Below are 22,396 nucleotides of genomic sequence, written 5' to 3' on the forward strand. Positions count from 1 at the left end.
GACCTTCCGAGCGCTTTTGTCACACAGCGCGTGACAAAACTTCAAAACGGGATCCCTCCCAAGCAGCGGTACACCGCGTTACAGTGCGCAGGTGATCACCGAAACACCCCACCCCTCCCCTGCCGAGCGCCAGGCGCTGCAATCCCGTGTGGTGCAGGCCCTGTCTGCCGTGGTACCCGCCCACGCCCTGCTCTGGAACGCTGAAGACACCACCCCCTACGAATGTGACGGCCTGACCGCCTACCGCCAGCGCCCGCTGGTGGTGTGCCTGCCCGAAACGTACGACGAAGTGCAGGCCGTGCTGCGCACTTGCCACCAGTTGCAGGTGCCCGTGGTGGCCCGCGGAGCGGGCACGGGCCTCTCGGGCGGGGCCATGCCCCATGCCATGGGCGTGACGCTGTCGCTGGCCAAGTTCAACCGCATTCTGGAAGTGAACCCCGAAAGCCGCACGGCCGTGGTGCAGTGCGGTGTGCGTAACCTGGCCATCAGCGAGGCGGCGGCACCGTACAACCTTTACTACGCGCCGGACCCCAGCAGCCAGATCGCCTGCACCATCGGCGGCAACGTGGCCGAGAACTCGGGCGGCGTGCACTGCCTGAAATACGGGCTCACGGTGCACAACGTGCTCAAGGTGAAGGGCTTTACGGTGGAAGGCGAGCCCGTGGAATTTGGCAGCGAGGCGCTGGACACCCCCGGCTACGACCTGCTGGCCGCCGTGATCGGTAGCGAAGGCATGTTGGCCGTGACCACCGAAGTCACCGTCAAGCTCGTGCCCAAGCCCCAGTTGGCGCGCTGCATCATGGCCAGCTTTGACGATGTGCGCAAAGCAGGCGACGCCGTGGCCGCCGTGATTGCGGCGGGCATCATCCCCGCCGGCCTGGAAATGATGGACAAGCCCATGACCGCCGCCGTGGAAGACTTTGTGCACGCCGGCTACGACCTGAGCGCCGAAGCCATCTTGCTGTGCGAAAGCGACGGCACGCCCGAAGAGGTGGAAGAAGAAATTGGCCGCATGAGCGAGGTGCTGCGCGCGGCAGGCGCCACCGCCATCAGCGTGAGCCGCGACGAGGCCGAACGCCTGCGCTTTTGGAGCGGCCGCAAAAACGCCTTCCCCGCCAGCGGCCGCATCAGCCCCGACTACATGTGCATGGACTCGACCATCCCGCGCAAGCGCCTGGCCGACATCCTGCTGGCCATTGCCGAGATGGAGAAAAAGTACCAGCTGCGCTGCGCCAACGTGTTCCACGCGGGCGACGGCAACCTGCACCCGCTGATCCTGTTCGATGCGAACGACCCGGACCAGCTGCGCCGCTGCGAGCTGTTTGGCGCCGACATCCTGGAGACCAGCGTGGCCATGGGCGGCACGGTGACGGGCGAGCATGGCGTGGGCGTGGAAAAGCTCAGCAGCATGTGCGTGCAGTTCACCACCGAGGAAAACGCGCAGATGTTCGGGCTCAAGCATGCGTTTGACCCGGCCGGTCTGCTCAACCCCGGCAAGGTGATTCCCACGCTGAACCGGTGCGCCGAGTACGGAAAGATGCTGGTGCGCGGCGGGCAGATCAAGCACCCGGACCTGCCCCGGTTCTGACGCTTGCCCATGCGACCCTTGCAAGGCCTGGCGTTCTTGTTGCTCATGCAATCGGGAGGCGAGGCACTCTCCCACTTCCTGAAATTGCCCGTGCCAGGCCCGGTGGTGGGCATGGTGCTTTTGCTGCTGGCGTTGCGGTGGTCTCCCGTGCAGGCGGCTGTGGCACCGGCGGCCGGTTTTTTGCTGAGCCATCTGTCGCTGCTGTTCGTGCCCGTGGGCGTGGGGGTGATGACGCATCTGGCCCTGCTGAGTGCGCACGGCCTGCAGCTGGTGGCGGTGATCGTGGTGTCCACCTGGGTGGGCATGGCCGTCACGGCAGGGGTGCTGCGCCTTTTGCAGCCCAAGGCGAGTGAGCATGCAGAACTTCGTTGAACTCTGGGTCTACCTGTCGTCGGCCCCTCTGTTCGGATTGACGGCAACACTGGCTGTGTATGTGCTGGCACAGGCGGTGTCACTGCGTGCCGGGCATGCCCCATGGGCCAACCCGGTGATGCTCTCGGTGGCGGTGCTGGCGGGGGTGTTGCTGGCCACCGGCACGGCGTACCCCACCTACTTTGCGGGCGCGCAGTTCATCCACTTCTTGCTGGGCCCCGCCGTGGTGGCCTTGGGCTGGCCGCTGTGGCAGCGCCGGGCCGCCCTGCGCGCACGCTGGGGGCGGCTGGTGCTGGCCTCTCTGGCAGGGGGCACCGCAGCGGCAGCCAGCGCCGTGGGGCTGGGCTGGGCACTGGGTCTGCCTGGGGATGTGCTGATGTCCCTGGCCCCCAAATCCGTCACTGCCCCGGTGGCGATGGGCGTGGCCGCGCAGATTGGCGGCGTGCCCGCGCTGGCGGCGGTATTCGCTGCGCTGACCGGCATGGTGGGCGCCTTGTCGGCCCGCTGGCTGTTTGGCCTGATGCGCCTGCCCACCGACGCTGAGGGCATGGCCCTGCGCGGCTTTGCGCTGGGCACAGCCTCCCACGGCATTGGCGCCGCCCACGCCATGCAGGTGAATGCCGATGCCGGAGCCTATGCCGGGCTGGCACTGGGCCTACAGGTGGTGCTGGCGGCCGTGTTGATGCCGCTGGTGTTTCGGCTTTTTTAAGTGATAAAAAGTGGCTCCAGCGCTTATTCAACAAGCGCTGGTAGCTATATTTTTAATAGCAAACACTTCACAACCACTCAGCCACCGGCCACGGCCCGCGCAATCTCGCGGGCATGAGACAGCCCGAACAGCACCAAGCCAATCAGCCCGCCCACCACGGTGCCGTTGATGCGGATGTACTGCAAGTCCTTGCCAATGTTCAACTCAATCAAGGCAGACATCTGCTCGGCATCCCAGCGCTGCACCGTGTCCTGGATGTGCTGCGCCACAAACTGCGACACATCCGGCGCCAGGCCTTGCACCCAGCCTTCCATTCGCGTGTTGAATGACTGGCGCAGCGCCGGGTCGGCCGCCAACGATTCGCCCAACCACACGCCCAGCTTGACCACCTGACGCGCCAGTACGGAATCGGCGTCGGCAAGATCGCGCTGCAATGCGGCCCGCAGGTCCACCCACAGCGTCTTCGCATACTCACCCACGGTCGGATCCGTTTGCAGATAGGTGCGGATTTCTTCGCCTTTGCGCAGCCACTCGGGGTCGTGGCGCAGGCGTTCGACAAAGCGCTGCAGCGCGCCGTCAAACTGGGCCCGCAGCGTGTGCTGGGGGTTGGCGGCGACCTCGGACATCAGGGTCTCCAGCGCCCGGGCCAGCATGGCAGAGCCTTTGTCGCCCAGCCAGTCGGTGGGCAGCAGCTTTTCAGTGCGGGGGTGGTCTTTCTTCAGCCAGGCCACGATGGTCTGCGCCACCCATTCACGCGTCTCGGGGTTCTGCAGCCACTCGACGAGCTTGTGCAGCACTTCTTCCAGCAGCGCCTGGTGGCGCCCGTTGTGCGTGAGTGTACCCAGCACCGCCGCCAGGGCGCGCGACAGATCCAGTTGCCCAATGAGGGTGCGCACCGCCTTTTGGATGAAGCGCTCCACCTGCGCATCCTGCACCGTCTCCAGCGCGGCAGACGCCAGGCGCACCGCCTGCTGGCCCAGCAAGGCCGCGTTGCCGGGGGCCAGCAACCACTGCGAGAGGCGCTCAGCCGGGTCGTGCCTGCGAATCAACGCCACCAGCGAGGGCACGTCGAGGAACTTGTCGCGCACAAAGGTGCCCAGGTTGCGCCCGATGCGTTCCTGGTTGCGGGCAATCACCGCTGTGTGCGGGATGGGCAGCCCCAGCGGCCTGCGGAACAAAGCCACCACGGCAAACCAGTCGGCCAGGGCCCCTACCATCGCGGCCTCGGCCATGGCCTTGATGCAGTTGAGCAGCAGGCCGCGCTCCACCAGGCTGGTAGCCACAAATACGGCTGTGACCACCAGCAGCAGCGCCAGCGCTTGGCGCTTGGCCCGGCGCAGCGCTACATGCGCCGGGGTTTCCACAGCCCCAGCGGTGTGCTCAACGCGCTCGCTACCCTGCATGCGAAGGCTGCCACTCCATCCAGCGCATCCCAGGCATCAAGCAGCTGCAACCTTGTTGAGCGCGGCGCTCAGGTGCCCCACGGTGCGATCGACGTTGTGCCACTTCTCCAGCCCAAACAAGCCGATGCGGAAGGTCTTGAAGTCTGGTCCCTCGTCGCACTGCAGGGGCACGCCGGAAGCCGTCTGGAGCCCCACCTCGAGGAATTTCTTGCCGCTCTGGATGGCGGGGTCGCTGGTGTAGCTCACGACCACGCCGGGCGCCTTGAAGCCGTCTGCCGCCACGCTGGGAAAGCCGCGCGACTCCAGCAGGGCACGCACCTTGGAGCCCAGGTCCATCTGTTCCTGCCGCACTTTTTCAAAGCCGTAGGCCCGCGTTTCCGCCATCACGTCGCGCAGGCGAACCAGCGCGTCGGTGGGCATGGTGGTGTGGTACGCGTGCTGGCCCTTTTCATAGCCCTCGGCAATCTGCATCCACTTTTTCAGATCGCACGCGAAGCTGGAGCTTTGCGTGCCTTCAATGGCTTGCCGGGCGCGTTCGCTCAGCATCACCATGGCGCAGCAGGGGCTGCTGCTCCAGCCCTTTTGCGGGGCGGAGATCAAAACGTCCACCCCTGTGGCCTGCATGTCCACCCACATCGCGCCCGAAGCAATGCAATCCAGCACGAACAGCGCGCCCACTTCGTGTGCGGCAGCACTCACGGTGCGGATGTAGTCGTCGCTCAGGATGATGCCGCTGGAGGTTTCCACATGCGGCGCGAACACTACCTTGGGCTTTTCTGCGCGGATGGTGGCGGCCACCTCCTCGGCCGGACAAGGTGCCCAGGGGGCCTGCGCGCCATCGCCCTGACGGCGCGCCTTGCAAACCACGGCCCCGCCGCCCAGGCCTTTGTCGGCATCAAAAATCTGGCTCCAGCGGTAGCTGAACCAGCCGTTGCGCACGATCAGCACTTTTTGCTGGTTGGCAAACTGGCGCGCCACGGCCTCCATGCCGAACGTGCCGCTGCCGGGCACCAGCACGGCGGTATGGGCGTGGTAGACCTCTTTGAGCATGGCCAGGATGTCCTGCATGACGCCGGTGAAGCGCTTGGACATGTGGTTGAGCGCACGGTCGGTGTAGACCACCGAGAATTCGAGCAGGCCGTCGGGATCGACATCGGGCAGCAGTCCGGGCATGTAAACCTCTCCATCAACAGGAATGCCGCCCCGGCACGGGGCGGGCTAGACGAGTCAGCTTAGCACGCAGAGAGCGCGAAAGACCTGCGCCAGCCCTGATGTACGCAGGGCGTTACGATGCCCTTTTTATCCGCAGGACCGCCATGCCCGACTTTCGCAGCGACACCGTGACCCAGCCCACCCCAGCCATGCGGGAAGCCATGTTCAAGGCCCCGCTGGGCGACGATGTGTTTGCCGACGACCCCTCGGTGAATGCCCTGCAGGAGCACGCGGCCGAGCTGCTGGGCTTTGAAGCAGCGCTCTTCGCCCCCTCCGGCACGCAGACCAACCTGATCGCCCTGTGGGGCCACTGCCAGCGGGGTGACGAGGCCATCGTGGGGCAGAGCTGGCACACCTACCGCTGGGAAGCGGGCGGCATGGCGGTGCTGGGCTCGATCCAGCCGCAGCCGGTCGAAACCCAGCCCGACGGCACACTGCGCCTGGCCGACATCGCCGCCGCCATCAAGCCCGACGACCCGCACTTTGCACGCACCCGCCTCGTGGTGCTGGAGAACACCACCGGCGGCCAGGTGCTACCGCCCGAGTACGTGGCCGAGGTGGCCCAACTGGCGCGCCAGCGCGGGCTGGCACTGCACCTGGATGGCGCGCGCCTGTTCAATGCAGCCACGGCCAATGCAGCGCGCCGCGGCACCGATGTGTACCAGGAAGCGCGCGAGCTGTGCAGCCACTTTGATTCGGTATCGGTATGCCTGAGCAAGGGCCTGGGCGCCCCCGTGGGCTCACTGGTGCTGGGCAGCGCGGCCTTTATTCGCCAGGCACGCCGCACGCGCAAGATTTTGGGGGGCGGCATGCGTCAGGCTGGCGTGCTGGCAGCGGCGGGCCACTACGCGCTGCAGCACCACGTCAGGCGTCTGGCAGAAGACCACGCCAATTTGCACACGCTGGCGTCAGGCCTGCGTGCCGTGGGTGAAAACCACCCGGTTCTGCGCGGGCGCATCACGGTGCACCCCTGGCAGACCAACATCCTGTTCACCGATGTGCAGGCCGATGTGGCACCGGCATTCACCGCCTGGCTGGCGCAGCACCAGATCCGGGTGACCAGCAGTTTGTACGGCGGGCAGTCGCGCCTGCGCTGGGTGACGCATCTGGACGTGAACGCTGCCGACGTACAGGCTGCGCTCGACTGCGTGGCGCGTTTTACGCTACCGGGCTGACCGGCCGGGGACTCTTTCAAGCAGCCGGGTAGGTGCGCGCACCGAAGACACCCGTGCCCACGCGCACCATGGTGCTGCCCGCATGGATGGCGGCATCGAGGTCGGCGGTCATGCCCATCGACAGGGTGTCCCATGGAGCGCTGTGCATATCTGCATATGCCGCGAGAGCCGCCCGGATTTTTTCGAACAGCGCATGCGCGGCTTCATGCACTGCCTTTTGCGCGGCAAATTCGGGATAAGGCTCGGGAATGCTCATCACGCCGCGCAGCTGCAACCGTGGCAGTTTTGCCACGGCCAGGGCCAACTCCAAAGCTTCTTCGGGAGGCACACCGGCTTTGTTGTCGCCGCCATCCACATTGACCTGGATGCAAACGTTCAGCGACGGCAGATGCGCGGGCCGCTGGTCTGACAAGCGCTGGGCGATTTTGAGACGATCCACCGTGTGCACCCAGTCGAAGTGCTCGGCCACCAGGCGCGTCTTGTTGCTCTGAATGGGGCCAATGCAGTGCCACTGCAACGCATACGGCACCATCTCACGCAGCGCCAGGATCTTGTCCACGCCTTCCTGGATGTAGTTCTCTCCAAACGCCCGCTGGCCGGCAGCGGCGGCTTCGGCCACTGCGGCGGCCCCAAATGTCTTGGAAACCGCCAGCAAGGACACCGTTTCACGCGCACGCCCGGCGGCCTGGCACGCCTGGGAAATGCGGTCGTTCACTTGTTGAAGGTTGTTGGCAATCGTGGTCATAATGGCCGCCAAGCGTACCAAACGATAGAGGGAACCCCGTGGACATCACCCAATTGCTGGCGTTCAGCGTCAAGAACAAGGCCTCCGACTTGCACTTGTCCGCGGGATTGCCACCCATGATTCGAGTCCACGGCGACGTGCGGCGCATCAACGTGGAAGCACTGGACCACAAGACCGTGCACGCGATGGTGTACGACATCATGAACGACGCGCAGCGCAAGCAGTACGAGGAATTTCTCGAGGTTGACTTCTCGTTTGAAATCGAAGGCCTGGCCCGTTTCCGCGTCAACGCATTCAACCAGAACCGCGGCTCGGCGGCCGTGTTCCGGACCATTCCCAGCAAGATCCTGACGCTGGAGCAACTCAACGCGCCCAAGATCTTCGGCGACCTGGCCCTCAAGCCCCGTGGCCTGGTGTTGGTGACCGGCCCCACGGGCTCGGGCAAATCCACCACGCTGGCCGCCATGGTCAACTACCTGAACGAAACCGAGTACGGCCACATCCTCACGGTGGAAGACCCGATCGAGTTCGTGCACGAATCCAAGAAGTGCCTGATCAACCAGCGCGAAGTGGGGCCGATGACGCTGTCGTTTGCGGCAGCTCTGAAGTCTGCGCTGCGTGAAGACCCGGACGCGATTCTGGTGGGCGAAATGCGCGACCTGGAAACCATCCGCCTGGCCATGACCGCTGCCGAAACAGGCCACTTGGTGTTCGGCACGCTGCACACCTCCAGCGCCGCCAAGACCATCGACCGGATCATCGACGTGTTCCCGGCTGAAGAAAAGGAAATGGTGCGCGCGATGCTGTCGGAATCGCTGCAGGCCGTGATCTCGCAAACCCTGTGCAAAACCAAGGACGGCTCGGGCCGTGTGGCTGCGCACGAGATCATGCTGGGCACCAGTGCCATCCGCAATCTGATCCGCGAGGCCAAGGTGGCGCAGATGTATTCGACCATCCAGACCAGCAACAGCGTGGGCATGCAGACGCTGGACCAGAACCTGACGGATCTGGTGCGCCGCAACATCATCAGCCCTGCTGAAGCGCGCAGCAAAGCCAAGATCCCTGAAAACTTCCCAGGCTGACAGGCACCCACGCCAGCCCACCCGAACACACTTGGCGGCACATCCTGCCGCAGACCGGAGCAACTTATGAAAGGCATTCTTGGCCTTCTGCGTTCTAAAACATTGGTGAACAAACCCAAGGACGAGAGCACGGACTCCATGCTCTTCTCCACCGCGTTCGCCGGCCAGGGCGTGGACGATTCCATGCTGGTGCCCTGGGAAGCCCGTGCGGTAGAAGTGGGCGCCAAGCGGCTACCTGCCAGCCGGGGCGGCAAGCTGCTGCAAGGCTTGTGGGCCAAAGACAAGTACATGGCACACCTGGACAAGGACGCTGTGGAGCGCATGGAGCGCTTCTTTGAATTTGCGTCGGTGCCATCGAACCGCGACCTGATTCGTCAAGACGAATACGGCAACTTCATGGTGGTGCTGCTGACGGGCACCATCGCGGTGGACCGCGTTCAGCCCTGGGGTGAGCAGCTGCGCCTGGCAGAAACCCGCCCTGGCGACATCCTCGGCGAGATGTCCCTGCTGGACAGCGGCATCCGCTTTTCGGCCTGCACCACGTTGACCGACTGCGAAATTGCAGTGCTCAGCGCTGAAGCCATGGACGAAATGATGTCAAAGGACCCCCAACTGGCGGCCAGCCTGGTAGCCCTGCTGGCGCGTAAACTGTCGCTGCGCTTGCGTGTGGTCAGTGCCCGCCTGAGCGACTACCAAAAATAACGGCACGTAAGAAGTACAAATCACATCCGCACCAGCGGGTGACAATGACGCCAGAGAGGATTTCGGATGGAACGCGATCAGGCCAGTAAATTCATCAATGACCTGCTCAAGTTGATGGTGAGCCGCAACGGCAGCGACTTGTTCATCACGGCGGAGTTCCCGCCCGCCATCAAGGTCGATGGCAAGGTGACGAAGGTATCGCCGCAGCCATTGACCCCCACCCACACGCTCACACTGGCGCGCGCCATCATGAGCGACAAGCAGGTGGCGGACTTTGAGCGCACCAAGGAATGCAATTTCGCCATTTCGCCCGCAGGCATCGGCCGCTTTCGGGTCAATGCGTTCGTGCAGCAAGGCCGAGTGGGCATGGTGCTGCGTACGATTCCATTGACGCTGCCCACCATTGACGGCCTGGGCGTGCCCCAGGTGCTCAAGGAAATCACCATGACCAAGCGCGGCTTGTGCATCATGGTGGGTGCCACAGGCTCGGGCAAATCGACCACCCTGGCGGCCATGGTGGACTGGCGCAACGAAAACTCGTTCGGCCACATCATCACCGTGGAAGACCCTGTCGAATTTGTGCACCCGCACAAGAATTGCGTGGTCACGCAGCGCGAAGTGGGGCTTGATACCGACAGCTGGGAAGCGGCCCTGAAGAACACCCTGCGCCAAGCCCCGGACGTGATCCTGATGGGCGAAATCCGCGACCGCGAAACCATGGAACACGCCATCGCGTTCTCGGAAACCGGGCACTTGTGCATGGCCACGCTGCATGCCAACAGTGCCAACCAGGCACTGGACCGGATCATCAACTTCTTTCCTGAAGAGCGCCGCGCTCAGCTGCTGATGGACCTGTCATTGAACCTGCGCGCCATGGTGTCGCAACGCCTGGTGGCAAAGCAGGACGGCAAAGGCCGTGCGGCGGCCGTGGAGATCATGATCAACACGCCCCTGATTTCCGACCTCATCTTCAAGGGTGAAGTCTCGGAAATCAAAGAAATCATGAAGAAGAGCCGCAACCTGGGCATGCAGACGTTTGACCAGTCGCTCTTTGACTTGTACGAAGCCAATGTGATCAGTTACGAAGACGCACTGCGCAATGCCGATTCGCTGAACGACCTGCGCCTGCAGATCAAGCTCAACAGCCAGCGCGCCAGGTCACCTGACCTGGCTTCGGGCACCGAGCATTTCGCTATCGTCTGAGCCCCTGCGCTGCGGCGCGCCCCACTCCCACCCCGGCGCCTGCCCTTGGAATCCGTTCGCAAGGCAGGCGTTTTTTCTTTGACCTCCCGAGCCATACCATGCCCAGCACCAACCCACGCTCTTACGAATCCATTGCCAGCCGCAAAGTCGCTTTCCTAGGCCTCGGGGTGATGGGTTACCCCATGGCTGGGCACCTGGCCCTGGCCGGCCATGAGGTGACCGTGTACAACCGAACTGCCGCCAAGGCCGTGGCATGGTGCGAGGAATTTGCCGCCACCCCGGCGCCGCGCAGTGCGGCTACGCCGCGAGAAGCAGCCACTGGCGCCGATATCGTTTTTTGCTGCGTCGGCAACGACGACGACCTGCGCTCGGTCACGCTGGGCAGTAACGGCGCCTTTGCAGGCATGAAGCCCGGTGCCATCTTTGTGGACCACACCACGGCCTCGGCCGAGGTGGCGCGCGAGCTGTATGCCGCCGCGAAGGCTCAGGGCTTGCAGTTTGTGGATGCCCCCGTCTCGGGCGGCCAGGCCGGTGCACAAAACGGCATGCTGACGGTGATGTGCGGAGGTGATGCCGACGCATTTGCCGCAGCGCAACCTGTCGGCATGGCGTTTTCGCGCGCCTTCACCTTGCTGGGCTCCAGCGGCGCCGGTCAACTGGCCAAAATGGTCAACCAGATCTGCATTGCAGGCCTGGTGCAAGGGCTTTCCGAAGCCATTGCGTTCGGGCAGAACGCAGGGCTCGACATGAAGCAGGTGCTGGATGTGATTGGCAAAGGTGCCGCCCAGAGCTGGCAGATGGACAACCGTGGCAAGACCATGGTGGACGACAAGTTCGATTTCGGCTTTGCCGTTGACTGGATGCGCAAGGACCTGGGGCTGGTGCTGGATGAAGCCAAGCGCAACGGCTCGCGTCTGCCTGTGACTGCGCTGGTGGACCAGTTTTACGCCGACGTTCAGAAAATGGGCGGCAACCGCTGGGACACGTCCAGCCTGATCAAGCGGCTCAAGTAAAGATCAGCCCCAAGGCCCGCGCTGAACTTCCGCAAGCGCGGAGCCTGCAGGCACACCACCCCGGAGGATGTGTGCCTCCCCCAAAGATGAAATTACGCTCGCCGCCCTGCCACCCTCAGGGGCCGGCGAACACATCTCTCCAGCGATCAGTTGCGGGGAGTCGACGCAGGGGGTGCGTCTTGCACCACTGGGGCTGGAGTGATGTTGCGCAGTTCTTCTTCTGTCAGCATTTCAAACACGCGCACCACCTTGCTCACACCGCTCACGCCGCGGGCAATCTCGGTCGCACGCTGCGCCTCGCGCTGGGTCACACGCCCCATCAGGTAGACAACGTTGCGTTCAGTCACCACCTTGAAGGCGCTGGCAGACAGGTCTTTGGCATCCACCAGGCTGGCGCGCACCTTGCCGGTGATGAAAGTGTCGTTGGAACGCTGCCCCAGGCTGGTGGGCGGCATCACCGCCAAGTCATTCACCACCGAGCGGACGTTCTCAACCCCCAGCACCACTTGCTCGACCCGTTGACGGTCTTGAGCGCTGGGCACTTCGCCCGTCAGCAGCACCTGGCGGTTGAAGCTGGTCACGTTGACGTGACCACGGTCGCCCAGCAGCTCACTCAGGCGATTGGCCGAGCGCAGCTCGATGCCCTCGTCTTCCACCTGCGTGCCGGTGGTACGGCGGTCCACCGCCATCATGGTGCCCACCACGGCGCCGCCCACCACCAGGGGTGCGCAAGCCGACAGGCCGGCAGCCAGCGCAGCGGCGGCCAGCAAAGAACAAAGGGTGCGGTTCAAGGTCTGCTTCATCAAGAAATCTCCTGGTCACCAAGTAATTGGGCGTCCACGCCATCGCTGATGCAATGCAGCACCAGGGCATGCACTTCGCGCACGCGCGCAGCGCGGTCATGGGGTACGTTGATCAACACATCTGTCTCCCGCAACACAGCTGCCAAACGGCCTCCGGTGCGACCCGACAACACGATCACGGTCATGTCGCGCTCATGGGCGGCTTCTGTGGCCGCCAGCAAGTTGGCGTCGTTGCCCGACACCGACAGCGCCAGCAGCACATCGCCCGCCTGGCCCAGGGCCCGCACCTGCCGGGCAAACTGCTGGGAAGACATGTCCAGCCCACTGGCCGAAGCCGTCAACAGCGTGCTGTCTGCTGTCAGCGCCATGGCCGCAAGCTCGGGCCGGTCGCGTTCAAACCCCGCCACACAAAACGCAGCAAACTGCTGCGCTTCGGCGGCAGAGGGGCCGTTGCCACACGCCAGCACTTTGCCACCGCTGGTCACACAGGCCAGGATGGCATGGACGGCGGCGGCGATGGGTTGGCTCAAGACTTGCGCCGCTTGGTATTTCAGATCGGCGCTGTCGATGAAGTGTTGTTGGATGCGTTGCTCAAGCATGAGGGCCCGATGATACCCGCCGCTTGTTATCGCTTTTGTAGCAAAGGGTTGCCTCGCAGCAAGCCCCAGCGCCTGCAGCCAGCACCAGTGCCCGCGCCGGCGGCAACGCACCCCGGGCATGGGCTACCAGCGCTACTGCCGCCCCAGACCTTGCACCAGCACAGAGATGCACGGTGCACGCCACGGCCTCTGCCACGCGGGATTACTGCGCATCAAACGCCGCCCTGATCCACTGCACCTGTCCCTCGATCAGGACCGCATCGAAGCGGCATGGCGGCGGCGATGCGTAGCGCAGCAGGTAGTGGCGTGCGGCAAACACCACCCGCTGCTGCTTGATTGCACCGATGCTGGAGCCCGCACCGCCAAAGGCATTGCTGCTGCGGCTGCGCACTTCCACAAACACCACCGTACCGTCACTTTCGCGCAGGATGAGGTCGATCTCGCCCCCTCCCCGCCCTGGCGTTCGATAATTGCGCTCCAGCAACTGCAAGCCTTGCGCCTGCAGATACGCCAGCGCCCGGTCTTCGGCAGCATTGCCGCGTTGGCGGGTGGTGGCGTTTGCCGCAGCGCCCGTGGGGGCGGGCCTTTTTCCAAGGAATTTCATTGAGCGCATCTTTCGCAACAGCACTGGCCGCCGCACGCGATGCGGCCGCAGCGCAGCATTATCCGCAGGGCGCCCTGTACGTCGTCGCCACGCCTATTGGCAACCTGGCCGACATCACCCTGCGCGCGCTGCACGTACTGCAACTCGCAGACACGGTGGCCTGCGAGGACACGCGCCACACCCAGGCCCTGCTGCGGGCCTACGGCATCGATAAAAGCGCACACCAGCTGCTGGCCGTGCACCAGCACAACGAAGCCGAGGCAGCCCAGCAGGTGGTGCAACGGCTGCAGCAAGGGCAACGCGTGGCGTATGTGAGCGACGCAGGCACGCCCGGCGTGAGCGACCCCGGCGCCAGGCTGGCCCAGGCCGTGCGCGAGGCAGGGCTGCGCTCGGTGCCGCTGCCAGGAGCCAGCAGCATCACCACGGCCCTCAGCGCCGCAGGGGCCGTGGCCCACAGCGCTGAACAGGGGGGATTTGTGTTTGCAGGGTTCCTGCCCGTCAAGCAAGCCGAGCGCGCCGCTGCGGTGCAGGTGCTGGCGGGCGAGCCGCGCTGCGTCGTGCTGCTGGAGGCCCCGCACCGCATCCAGGAACTGGCGCAGGCGCTGGCCCCGCTGGGCGAACGGCCTGTGACCCTGGCCCGTGAACTGACCAAGCAGTTTGAAGAAATCACCACCCAGCCCGCCCACGCTTTGACGGCCTGGCTGGAAGGAGGGGCGCAACGCGCACGGGGAGAATTTGTGGTGCTGCTGCACCCGGTGGCGGTGGCCAGCGATGGCAATGGCGAAAGCCTGCGCGTGCTGCGCCTGCTACTCAAGGAACTGCCCCTGAAAACCGCTGTGCGGCTGGCGGCCGAAGTGAGCGGTGCATCGCGCAACGCCCTGTACGACACCGCGCTGGAATGGAAGCGCGATGGCGAAGGCGACGACAACGCTTGAGGGAGACAGGCGCATAGGCCGAGCCCCATCGGCAGGCGCGCGCCGGTCAGCTCAATGGCCGATGAGGTTATAAGAAAAAAGCGGCGCTAACGCTTATCCAGCAAGCGCAAGCAGCTTCTCTTTTGATAGCAAACTAAGGGGCCACAGCCAACCCCATGGCTACGCCCCCGAACAAGTCTCCCTCCACCTGGGCAGTGTCGGGAAACGCTTTGCGCAACGCATCGCGCAAGGGCCGTAAAGCCGACGAGCCCCCGGTGAGATAAATCGCATGCAGGTCTGCCGCCTCAAGACCTGCCCGCTGCAGGCACTGCTGGGCACAAGCCACAACCTGCGCCAGCGGGCCGTCCAGGTGCTGCTCCAGCCCCTCGGGCGTGACGCAGGACGCCAGCGCAGGTTCGATCCAGTCCAGCGGGATGGGCGCATCTGCATGGCTCACCGATGCGGCGATTTTGGCCTGCTCCATGGCGTTGGCCAGCTTGTGGCCCAAGCGCTCGTTCAGCACCGTCATCAGACGCGCATGCAATCGCTGGTCGGCGTAGTCAGTGCGCAAAGCCTGGGCGTCGCGCAGCGCCTTGGGTGAGTAAAGCCACTGGATCAGATGCCAGGTGGACAAGTCAAAAAACACCCGGCTGGGTACCTCGCGCCCGCTGGGCCCCAGGTGCCGAAAACCCAGCAGCGGCATCAACAGCTCCAGGCTCAGGCGGCGGTCAAAGTCCGTACCGCCCACATGCACGCCGGTGGTGGCCAGCACATCGTCCAGGCGGTCAGCGCGCCCCATGCGGCCGGGGCCCAGGCGCACCACGGTGAAGTCCGAGGTGCCCCCGCCAATGTCCACCACCAGCACCACTGCCTCGTGGTCAATGCGCTGCTCGTAATCCAGCGCCGCCGCAATCGGCTCGGGCTGGAAGGAGATGTTTTCAAAGCCTGCATCCACAGCCGCCTGGCGCAGCGCATCTTCGGCCTGCTGGTCGCGCACGGGGTCATCATCCACAAAATGCACCGGGCGACCCATCACCACACGCCCCGGCATACCGCCAAGATCGGCCTGCGCCTTCTGGGCCAGCATGCGCAGGAACAGGCTGATGACGTCCTGGTAGCTGATCAACTGCTGGTGCACCGCCGTCTTGTCCTGCAGCAGCGCGCTGCCCAGCAGGCTTTTGAGCGAACGCATCAGGCGGCCTTCGGTTCCTTCCAGGTACTGCGCAATCGCATCCCGCCCAAAGTGCGTGCGGTGCTCTTCCGCGTTGAAGAACAGGGCGGTGGGCAAGGTGCGGGCATCGCCTTCGAGCGAAATCATGCGCGCTGCGCCTTGCCCCTGGCGCACGGACATGGCCGAGTTGGAGGTACCGAAGTCGATGCCGAGGGTGACGTCTTGCAGGAGAGCCATCTTGAAGCGGGGGGAATGCAGACCAGCGCGCCAATTGCGCCGGCCTGAAGCAGTTTGAAAACGGAAACGTGCGCGGCAAGCGCCACGATTGCGAGCGCTTTGAAGGGTGGCTTGGATCGAAGCACCAGCCGAAGGCGCAATGCAAAAAGCCCCTGACCAGAGATCAAGGGCTTTTCAATTTGGTGGCCTGGGACTGGTTCGAAAAATCGTCCGCAACCCGTGCCAACACTAGCTTTTCTCATCTCTCCTGTTCTCTGGGTACATCGTTGGGTACACCAGACCAACCAAGAGGAACTGTGGAATCGAACCACGAGTCTGGATGTGATTGTCTCACGATTCAGGCGGTCCGTGTACCCTGAAGAAGGGCATCCCAGCGGAGGGCATGCCGGGCCACCAGAGAGGGCGGCGGCGAACCCCGGCAAGCGCCCTGGCGGGCGTCCGCGCCCCCCAGAGGCGGTTGCGTGGTCCTCCCCGATGCGCTATCATCGATGCATCAGCGTATGAACGGAGCAGCGAAAGCTGTGCGTTGATCCCACCCCGTAAGGGGCCCCCACCCAAGCGTAGGGATAGCCAAGAGGTCCGATTTTTTCCAACGCCCTCCCCTGTGGAGGGCGTTTTCATTTCGGCGCCTTGATCGGCCGGCCGTTCAGCGTGTTGTGCAGGATCACGAAGAACCCGATCTTCTTGCGCGACGGCCTGTTGGTATGCAGCCTGTCGCGCACGTAGGCGCTCTGCACGAACAGGTTCAACGGGACAGCCTTCGAGCTGGACCGCGAGGCGGTGAAGTACACCTCGTAGGTGTCCTCCTGTCCAGTCGCCGCGTTGAGCAGCCTCACTGTGAAGAAGTTGCCGTGGTCCGTGTGGAAACACGGTGATGTGGGCAAGGCACGCACGATCTCGGGCAACTGCTGGGACTGTGCGTAGCGCCCGAAATCAAAGACGCGCGTCTCGCGCGAATCCGCGTACCCCAGTGGCCCCTTCGGGTCCTCAATCCCGTCCGCGCCGCGCGTGAAGCAATGCAGGCTGAAGATCACCTGGACCGGATAAACGCGCGCCGGTTTGCCGGCCTGTGCGGCCTGCTCGAACGTATGCACGAAGGGGTGCAGGTGGGACAGGTCGTAGTTCGTGCCCTCATGGACGAATGGCCTCCATGCGATCATGGTTTGACCACGGACACGAGGCCCAGTCCCTTCTTGACCGCACGCGCCTTCCGGTAAGTCTTGCCCTCGGCGCGCTTGGCGATTTCCTCCTTCGCAAGCGGCTCCGCCCCAGCAATCAGGCCAGTCAGTCGATACTCATTGGAGTTGTGGCGCCCGCCCGGCTGCGGCCGCAGGATGCGCTCGATCATTCCGTCCTTTTCCAACTTTGCCAGCCGCCGGCGCACCGTGGTCGGGTCTTTGCCGATCGTGTCGGCGATCAGCTTCTTGGACGGAAATGCGAGCTGATTGGCCTTCCACCAGTGCGCCGCGATCACCAGCACGATATTCATGTCAACCGGGTCCAGGCCCAGCGCCTGCTGACGCAGGATGATGGTGCTGGGAATGCAGGTCCAGCCGGCATCCATCAGGGGCTTGCCCCATTTCTTTTCGTTTTCTCGCACCGCGGCCTTCGGATCGGATTCCAGCTCGGGTACAGGTGCGACTGCTGCAACGCTCATGACAATCTCCAGTTCGTTCGATGGCTCTCAGCATAAGCAAGCCAAGGCCGCGATCCCGGAGATCAGGCCGTACCCCAGGGAGGCACCTGCACCTCCCACCCGCTTATCTATGTTCCGTGTGCTATCGCTTGATGTGCTTACCCTGCATCCTTCTTCGGGGGGCGCACACACCGCCCAGGTGGGAGGCGACGCCACCTTCCACTGGAGGGCATCAACACCCCCCATAGGCGAAATTCTAGATGGTGGCCAGCGCCAGAAAACAACAAGCCAGCTCACGCCGCAGGCGTCTGAGCCTTGGCCGCTGGGTTTTTGCCATTCAGCCTCGACTTGAATCCCCGGTCCCGCGCGATGAACGCCGCCAGCATGTGCGGGATCAGCGCCACCGCATCCACCGGTGCCTGGTGCATCCGTCCATGCACCTCCGCGTAAGCATCGAGCTGCGCTTTCAGCTCCGCCGACAGCGTGATCGTGAGCTTGACCGCATCGGGCCTCGGTATCGGCCCCAGGCTCAGGCGATGGCCTGCCTTGCTCATTGACTTCCTCCCCTCTGGAAAAACAGCGGCTGGTAGGGTCGCAATACGATGTCTCGGCTCACAAGCAAGCGCACCGGCAACCCCGGCCGCGCGGTCAGCGTCGGCTGGATGTTCATGTTGCGCCGGGTCATCTCCTGTCCGACCTGGTTCACGCTGTCCTGCAGGCCGTCGCGCCCGGCAATCACCACCCGGTTGCCATCCTGGCGGTTCTCGGGTGCCGCCAGCTCGGCTCCGATGCCCAGCAGCGTGGTCAGCGCTGCGCCGGCGAACACGCGGTCCCAATGCCAGTCCACACTATCCTCCAGGCCGGCATAGCCGGCCGGGTCCGTGCCCACGAGGTTGTCCAACTGGAACGAGGACATGTCCGGCAGGATGACCCGGCTCCACACCACTTGCACGCGACTCTGACCGTAGCTCACCTGACTGTTGTACTTGCCCAGGATGCGCGAGCCCTGCGGGATCAGCAGGTATTTCCCCGTGGCCGTGTCGTAGACCGGCTCGGTCACGGTGGCGATCACGTCACCCGGCAGGTCCGACTTGATGCCCGTCACCAGCGCGCCCGCGATCACCGTGCCTGCCATCACCTGGTACGGTGAGGCCGGCAGTTTGAGGCTGCCGGAATTGCGGGTCTCCGTGGAGCCGGTTTTCAGGAAAGCCTCTTTCTGGTCCTGCCGGTTCTGCACCGCTGTCGGATCTGCCTGCGCGGCCGTCGAAGCCGGACCAGCCTCCAACGGGTCGAAGCCCGCGAGGCGGGAAGCTGGCGCCGCAGCGACCTGCGCCGGTACCGCAGCCGCGCGTTGGTTGCCCGACCGGAAGAACACCGACGAAGCCGCCGCCGCATCGGCCTCCTTGCGCAACGCATCGCGCTCGGCGGCAGCCGGGTCATGACCAGGCGGCGAATAGCTGGCCACCACCGGCGACTGCGACCTCACGATGGCCGGCCCCAGATCGCCCGGCAACGGTGGCCCCAGTTCGGGCACCGAGGGCGGCAGCTTCGAGTAGTCGGACGGAAGCTGGCTCAATCCATCGGAGCGCGAGACGCGATCCACGTTGTAAAGCTCGGTGTTCTCACCGGCGCCACGCTGGCGCGGCTGCAATGACCACATGGTGGCGCCCAGCACGGCCACGGCAACGCCACCGGCCAGGACCGCCAGCATGCGCCGGTTCAGGCGCATCACCGGGCGCGGCTGGGCGCGCAGCGCCACCGCCTCGGGTGCCACCTTGCCCGCCGGCGGCGCGGCAATTCCGGAAGTGTCGTCCTGGCTCATAGTCAGTCCCTTTGCACCGAAGCCGACGCAGCGGACACACCATCGGTGCGTTCAATGCGCACCACGTCGCCCTTGTCGGCACCCAGGCGCAGTTCGGCCGCGCCGAACAGCCGGTCCACGACGTAGTACGGCGAGCGGAAACGGTAGTTCACCAACTGCCCGTCGCCCTGCGCGCCAATCACGAACAGCGGCGGCAACTCGCCCTGGGCAATGCCCGCCGGGAACTGGATGTAGACCTTCTCGCCATCGTCGAAGGCGCGCAGCGGCTTCCACGACGGATTGCTGCCGCTGACCGCGTAGCGGAAACGGATCTTCTCCAGCGACAACCCGGTATCGACCGGCGCGCTCGCCTGCGCTGCGTGCGCCTGTCGCTGCAGGGCCAGCATGCGGTCCTTGGGGTAGTCCCAGGACACCGAGGCCATCCAGACCTTCTCGGTCGAGGTCAGTTCGATCAGGTAGGTGCGCCGGTTGGTCGTGATGACCAGATTGGTCTTCAAACCCGAGCGCACCGGCTTGACCAGCACGTTGACGCGCAACGCATCGCCACTGCCGCTGGACGTGTCGCCCACGATCCAGCGCACCGTGTCGCCGGCGGCCACTGTCACAAGCTCCTCGCCGGCCTGCAGCGAGACCACCGTCACGCGGCCTGGCGCCGCATAGACCTGGTACAGCGCACCGTCGCTGTACGGCCAGACCTGGATCGCATTGACGTAGCCCTCGCGCGTGGGCGCCACGCGCGCTTCCTCGTTCGCGCGCGACACCCGTATCTTCTCGTCGGCCGATTCGGGCACAGGCCTGGTTTCCGCGATCTCCGGCAAGGGCTTCAACTGCGCTGGCAGCGCCAGCGGCTGGGGCACGGCAACCACCTCCATCGGCTTGGGTGGGTCGGGCAGCGGCTGTGCCGTAACGGCCACCGGCTCATCGAGCGAGATCACCGGCGGCGGCTTGCCCTGCGTGGCGCAGCCGACGAGGAACATGAATGCGGCCAGCGGGATCCCCGGCAGTACGGATTTGTGCAAATGTGTCTTCATGGCTTTGCTCCTTGCGAGGCGTCGAGTTCACGGCTCCACGACAGCCCGTTGACGTAGATGCCCAGGGGGTTCTTGCGCAGCCGCTCCTCGGTACGAGGCGTCTGCAGCACGATGGACAGCACAGCGGTCCAGTGCTCCAGCCCGGCGGCCGCGCCGTTGACGTAGCGCCGCTCGGCCCAGCGCACCTGGAACGATGAATCGCTCGCGCGCACGACGCTGTTGACCTGCACCGTGACGGACTCCTGCCCCACGCGCGAGAACGGGTCGGCCGCGCGGGCGTAGTCGTTGAGCGTGGCCGCCCCCCGGTCGGTCGTGTAGTCGTAGGCATCGAGCCAGCTCTGCCGCACGATGATGGGATCGATGGACAGGGAGCGCACCAGCGAGATGAAGCGCGCCAGGTGGTGCGCCGTCTGCGCGTCGCTGGGCTTGTAGGGCGTAGCGGCTTCTCCCACCGCCCGCACCTGCCCGGCTGGGTCCACCTCGATGACGTACGGTGTGACGATGGACTGCGCCGAGCGCCACAGCAGGCCGCCAGCCATCAGCAACGCGAGCGACAAGGAACCGAAGGCCATGAGCCGCCAGTTCCGTGCCTGCACCCGGGCCGAGCCGATGCGCTCGTCCCACACCTGGCCGGCAGCTTGGTACGGCGTGGCAGGCACGGGGCTGTCCGAATACCGCACCAGGGGGCGTTTGAAACGCATGGAGATTCCTTTCAAGTCAAGAACTGGAGTCGTCGCGCAGGCTGGGGCCAGTCCCGCCGCCCGCGTGGTCGCCCGAGCGCAGCACGTGCGCGGTGGTCATGGCCGCATGGGTCGCCTGCTGCTTGCGGCGCATGCGCTGCGCCCAGGCGGGTTCGGAGGCAGAAGCCGGCGAGGCCTCGACCTCGGCACTGGCTGCGGAAGCGGTGGCCGGCGCCGCCGTATCGGCCACGAAGTTGACTGCGCGGTCCTTGACCGCCTTCGCACCGGAAGCGATGCGCTGTCCCACAGCTGCGGCGCCGGCCTTCGCCACATGGGCAACGCCAGCACCGGCTGCGCGAACCGCCCCCCCGCCTGATGCGGCCGCGCCGGCCTGGTAGGCGCCCTTGGCGCCGCTGGCCAACGCGGAAGCCGAACGCGCGGCCGCTGCACCGCCGCCGATGGCCGCGCGCGCAGCTCCTGGCGCCATGCGGGCTCCCGCGGCGACGGCGGAGCCCGCCCCCGCCACGGCGGCTCCGCCGGCCACAGCGAGTCCCGCTGCCGCGATGGCTGTCCCGGCTGCGGCCCCGGCGCCGAGCTGCGGTGCGCCGGACACCAGCCCGGTCGCGATCCCCGGCCCGAAGATCCCCAGGCCCAACATGGCCAGCGCCGCGAGCATGATGACCAGCGCATGATCGATGCTGGGGTCCGCACCTGGCGCCACGGTGAACTCGCTGAAAAGCCCCGTCCCGATGCCCACGATCACCGCGAGCACCAGCACCTTGATACCGGACGAGATCACATTGCCCAGGACCTTCTCGGCCAGGAACGAGGTCTTGTTCCAGAGCGCGAAGGGCACCAGCACGAAGCCCGCGAGCGTGGTCAGCTTGAACTCGATCAGTGTCACGAAAAGCTGCACCGCGAGGACGAAGAAGCACACGATCAGCACCAGCCACGCGAGGAACAGCACGGCGATCACGTCGAGGTTGGCGAACACCTCCGGGAAGCCCGTCAGATCGCTGAGCTGCGCCATGATCGGCCGGCCCGCGTCGATGCCCACCTGCGCCAGACGTCCGGGCTGCAGCAGTTGTCCCTGCGACAGGCCTGAACCCGAGGCCGTGAGGCCCAGGCTCGCGAAGGAGTTGAAGACGATGCCCGCGAGCCGGTTGAAGTTGCCCAGGATGTAGGCGAAGGCACCCACGTAGAGCACCTTCTTGATGAGCCTGGCCATCACGTCGTCACCCTGGCCCGAGGCGTGGCCCATGGCCCAGAACAGGCCCGCCAAGGTCATGTCGATCGCCACCAAGGTGGCGGTGAGAAAGGCGACCTCCCCGCCCAGCAGGCCGAAGCCCGAGTCGATGTAGCGCGAGAAGACGTCCAGGAAGCGGTCGATGACCGAGACGTCGTTCACGGCGGTCCGTCCTTCGCCGCCGGTGGCGACGCGGGCGGCGGCGGTGGCTTCACGGGGTCGTTCGCGTACGGCGAGGGCGTCGGCCGCATGAAGCGCTGGCGCGTCGCCTCGGCCACCGCGTTGCACTGCGCATCACCCGCCTTGGCGTGATCTGCCTTACAGGCGGCGCGCAGTTCCTTCAGGCGCTCGGGATTGGCGACCAGCGATTCGACCGATTCGACGGGGTCGGGCTTGCTGCACGCAGCGAGCGTGAGGGCTACGGTAAGGGCAAGAAGTCTGTTCATGGT

The 22,396-nt window shown here is 65.1% G+C and carries 24 protein-coding genes; 9 read left to right on the forward strand and 15 right to left on the reverse strand.

What is annotated here, in order from left to right; translation table 11 throughout:
* Positions 1-91 precede the first annotated feature (91 nt).
* From PQV96_RS18495 to PQV96_RS18505, 3 genes are read left to right on the forward strand one after another with little or no spacing between them, the layout of a single operon-like run.
* Positions 92-1,588 carry an FAD-linked oxidase C-terminal domain-containing protein gene (locus PQV96_RS18495; RefSeq protein ID WP_420482162.1) on the forward strand — a complete coding sequence of 499 codons (1,497 nt, stop codon included), beginning with the start codon at positions 92-94 and terminating at the stop codon, positions 1,586-1,588.
* Positions 1,589-1,597: 9 nt separating this feature from the next.
* A complete protein-coding gene (locus tag PQV96_RS18500; RefSeq protein ID WP_273623847.1) occupies positions 1,598-1,960 on the forward strand; it encodes a CidA/LrgA family protein in 363 nt (120 codons plus the stop codon).
* Positions 1,944-2,669: an LrgB family protein gene (locus PQV96_RS18505; protein WP_044397321.1), complete on the forward strand. Its 726-nt coding sequence runs from the start codon at positions 1,944-1,946 to the stop codon at positions 2,667-2,669. Before PQV96_RS18500 ends, PQV96_RS18505 begins: the two co-directional genes overlap by 17 nt.
* Positions 2,670-2,746: 77 nt before the next feature.
* On the opposite strand, the gene PQV96_RS18510 is transcribed toward PQV96_RS18505, so the two are convergent.
* The gene (locus PQV96_RS18510) at positions 2,747-4,072 is read right to left on the reverse strand and encodes a DUF445 domain-containing protein (RefSeq protein ID WP_273623848.1); all 1,326 of its coding nucleotides are present in this window, start codon (positions 4,070-4,072) and stop codon (positions 2,747-2,749) included.
* Positions 4,073-4,108: 36 nt separating this feature from the next.
* A complete protein-coding gene (locus tag PQV96_RS18515) occupies positions 4,109-5,245 on the reverse strand; it encodes an aminotransferase class V-fold PLP-dependent enzyme (protein WP_273623849.1) in 1,137 nt (378 codons plus the stop codon).
* A 143-nt stretch (positions 5,246-5,388) separates the two neighbouring features.
* Here PQV96_RS18515 and ltaE point away from each other — a divergent pair, with 143 nt between their 5' ends.
* The gene (ltaE, locus tag PQV96_RS18520) at positions 5,389-6,459 is read left to right on the forward strand and encodes a low-specificity L-threonine aldolase (protein WP_142085651.1); all 1,071 of its coding nucleotides are present in this window, start codon (positions 5,389-5,391) and stop codon (positions 6,457-6,459) included.
* A gap of 16 nt (positions 6,460-6,475) precedes the next feature.
* Here ltaE and PQV96_RS18525 read toward each other — a convergent pair whose 3' ends face one another.
* Positions 6,476-7,204: a YggS family pyridoxal phosphate-dependent enzyme gene (locus tag PQV96_RS18525; RefSeq protein WP_273623850.1), complete on the reverse strand. Its 729-nt coding sequence runs from the start codon at positions 7,202-7,204 to the stop codon at positions 6,476-6,478.
* 38 nt (positions 7,205-7,242) lie between these two features.
* Here PQV96_RS18525 and PQV96_RS18530 point away from each other — a divergent pair, with 38 nt between their 5' ends.
* The 4 genes from PQV96_RS18530 (at position 7,243) to PQV96_RS18545 (ending at position 11,204) form a co-directional block, all read left to right on the forward strand.
* On the forward strand, positions 7,243-8,286 hold the full coding sequence (locus PQV96_RS18530) for a type IV pilus twitching motility protein PilT (protein WP_044397331.1): 1,044 nt from the start codon (positions 7,243-7,245) through the stop codon (positions 8,284-8,286).
* A 66-nt stretch (positions 8,287-8,352) separates the two neighbouring features.
* The gene (locus PQV96_RS18535) at positions 8,353-8,988 is read left to right on the forward strand and encodes a Crp/Fnr family transcriptional regulator (RefSeq protein ID WP_198847532.1); all 636 of its coding nucleotides are present in this window, start codon (positions 8,353-8,355) and stop codon (positions 8,986-8,988) included.
* A 66-nt stretch (positions 8,989-9,054) separates the two neighbouring features.
* Positions 9,055-10,191, forward strand: a complete 1,137-nt coding sequence (locus PQV96_RS18540; protein ID WP_207374676.1) for a PilT/PilU family type 4a pilus ATPase — start codon at positions 9,055-9,057, stop codon at positions 10,189-10,191.
* A gap of 98 nt (positions 10,192-10,289) precedes the next feature.
* Complete coding sequence (locus tag PQV96_RS18545; protein WP_273623851.1) at positions 10,290-11,204, forward strand: NAD(P)-dependent oxidoreductase; 915 nt, start codon at positions 10,290-10,292, stop codon at positions 11,202-11,204.
* Positions 11,205-11,350: 146 nt separating this feature from the next.
* Here the strand turns inward: PQV96_RS18545 and PQV96_RS18550 are convergent, their stop codons facing one another.
* The 3 genes from PQV96_RS18550 to PQV96_RS18560 all read right to left on the reverse strand — a co-directional run bounded on the left by PQV96_RS18550 (position 11,351) and on the right by PQV96_RS18560 (position 13,210).
* On the reverse strand, positions 11,351-12,007 hold the full coding sequence (locus PQV96_RS18550) for a BON domain-containing protein (RefSeq protein WP_066785267.1): 657 nt from the start codon (positions 12,005-12,007) through the stop codon (positions 11,351-11,353).
* Entirely contained in the window at positions 12,007-12,606 is a 600-nt protein-coding gene (locus PQV96_RS18555; protein ID WP_142085645.1) for an SIS domain-containing protein, read from the reverse strand. The genes PQV96_RS18550 and PQV96_RS18555 overlap by 1 nt, the downstream gene beginning before the upstream one ends.
* 202 nt (positions 12,607-12,808) lie before the next feature.
* Positions 12,809-13,210, reverse strand: coding sequence for a YraN family protein (locus tag PQV96_RS18560; protein ID WP_273623852.1), 402 nt, complete (start codon positions 13,208-13,210; stop codon positions 12,809-12,811).
* On the opposite strand from PQV96_RS18560, the gene rsmI reads away from it, so the two are divergent.
* Positions 13,210-14,145, forward strand: coding sequence for a 16S rRNA (cytidine(1402)-2'-O)-methyltransferase (rsmI, locus tag PQV96_RS18565; RefSeq protein ID WP_273623853.1), 936 nt, complete (start codon positions 13,210-13,212; stop codon positions 14,143-14,145). The two genes, PQV96_RS18560 and rsmI, sit on opposite strands and share 1 nt — an antisense overlap.
* Before the next feature lie 133 nt (positions 14,146-14,278).
* On the opposite strand, the gene PQV96_RS18570 is transcribed toward rsmI, so the two are convergent.
* From PQV96_RS18570 to PQV96_RS18610, 9 genes are all read right to left on the reverse strand, one after another.
* Entirely contained in the window at positions 14,279-15,532 is a 1,254-nt protein-coding gene (locus PQV96_RS18570) for an Hsp70 family protein (protein WP_273623854.1), read from the reverse strand.
* A 617-nt stretch (positions 15,533-16,149) separates the two neighbouring features.
* Complete coding sequence (locus PQV96_RS18575; RefSeq protein WP_270174394.1) at positions 16,150-16,692, reverse strand: hypothetical protein; 543 nt, start codon at positions 16,690-16,692, stop codon at positions 16,150-16,152.
* A complete protein-coding gene (locus tag PQV96_RS18580; RefSeq protein ID WP_270174395.1) occupies positions 16,689-17,189 on the reverse strand; it encodes a helix-turn-helix domain-containing protein in 501 nt (166 codons plus the stop codon). The genes PQV96_RS18575 and PQV96_RS18580 overlap by 4 nt, the downstream gene beginning before the upstream one ends.
* A 272-nt stretch (positions 17,190-17,461) precedes the next feature.
* On the reverse strand, positions 17,462-17,722 hold the full coding sequence (locus tag PQV96_RS18585) for a DUF2274 domain-containing protein (RefSeq protein WP_270174396.1): 261 nt from the start codon (positions 17,720-17,722) through the stop codon (positions 17,462-17,464).
* Positions 17,719-18,990, reverse strand: coding sequence for a TraB/TrbI/VirB10 family type IV secretion system protein (locus PQV96_RS18590; RefSeq protein ID WP_270174397.1), 1,272 nt, complete (start codon positions 18,988-18,990; stop codon positions 17,719-17,721). Before PQV96_RS18590 ends, PQV96_RS18585 begins: the two co-directional genes overlap by 4 nt.
* Positions 18,991-18,992: 2 nt before the next feature.
* A complete protein-coding gene (gene trbG, locus PQV96_RS18595) occupies positions 18,993-20,021 on the reverse strand; it encodes a P-type conjugative transfer protein TrbG (RefSeq protein WP_407655051.1) in 1,029 nt (342 codons plus the stop codon).
* Complete coding sequence (gene trbF, locus PQV96_RS18600; protein ID WP_270174398.1) at positions 20,018-20,722, reverse strand: conjugal transfer protein TrbF; 705 nt, start codon at positions 20,720-20,722, stop codon at positions 20,018-20,020. The genes trbG and trbF overlap by 4 nt, the downstream gene beginning before the upstream one ends.
* Positions 20,723-20,738: 16 nt before the next feature.
* Positions 20,739-22,109 (reverse strand): P-type conjugative transfer protein TrbL, encoded by a 1,371-nt coding sequence (gene trbL, locus PQV96_RS18605; RefSeq protein WP_270174399.1) that lies wholly within the window; start codon positions 22,107-22,109, stop codon positions 20,739-20,741.
* Positions 22,106-22,393 carry an EexN family lipoprotein gene (locus PQV96_RS18610; RefSeq protein ID WP_270174400.1) on the reverse strand — a complete coding sequence of 96 codons (288 nt, stop codon included), beginning with the start codon at positions 22,391-22,393 and terminating at the stop codon, positions 22,106-22,108. The genes trbL and PQV96_RS18610 overlap by 4 nt, the downstream gene beginning before the upstream one ends.
* Between the last annotated feature and the right edge of the window lie 3 nt (positions 22,394-22,396).

This window comes from Acidovorax temperans, from assembly GCF_028596105.1.
Taxonomy (GTDB): domain Bacteria; phylum Pseudomonadota; class Gammaproteobacteria; order Burkholderiales; family Burkholderiaceae_C; genus Acidovorax; species Acidovorax temperans.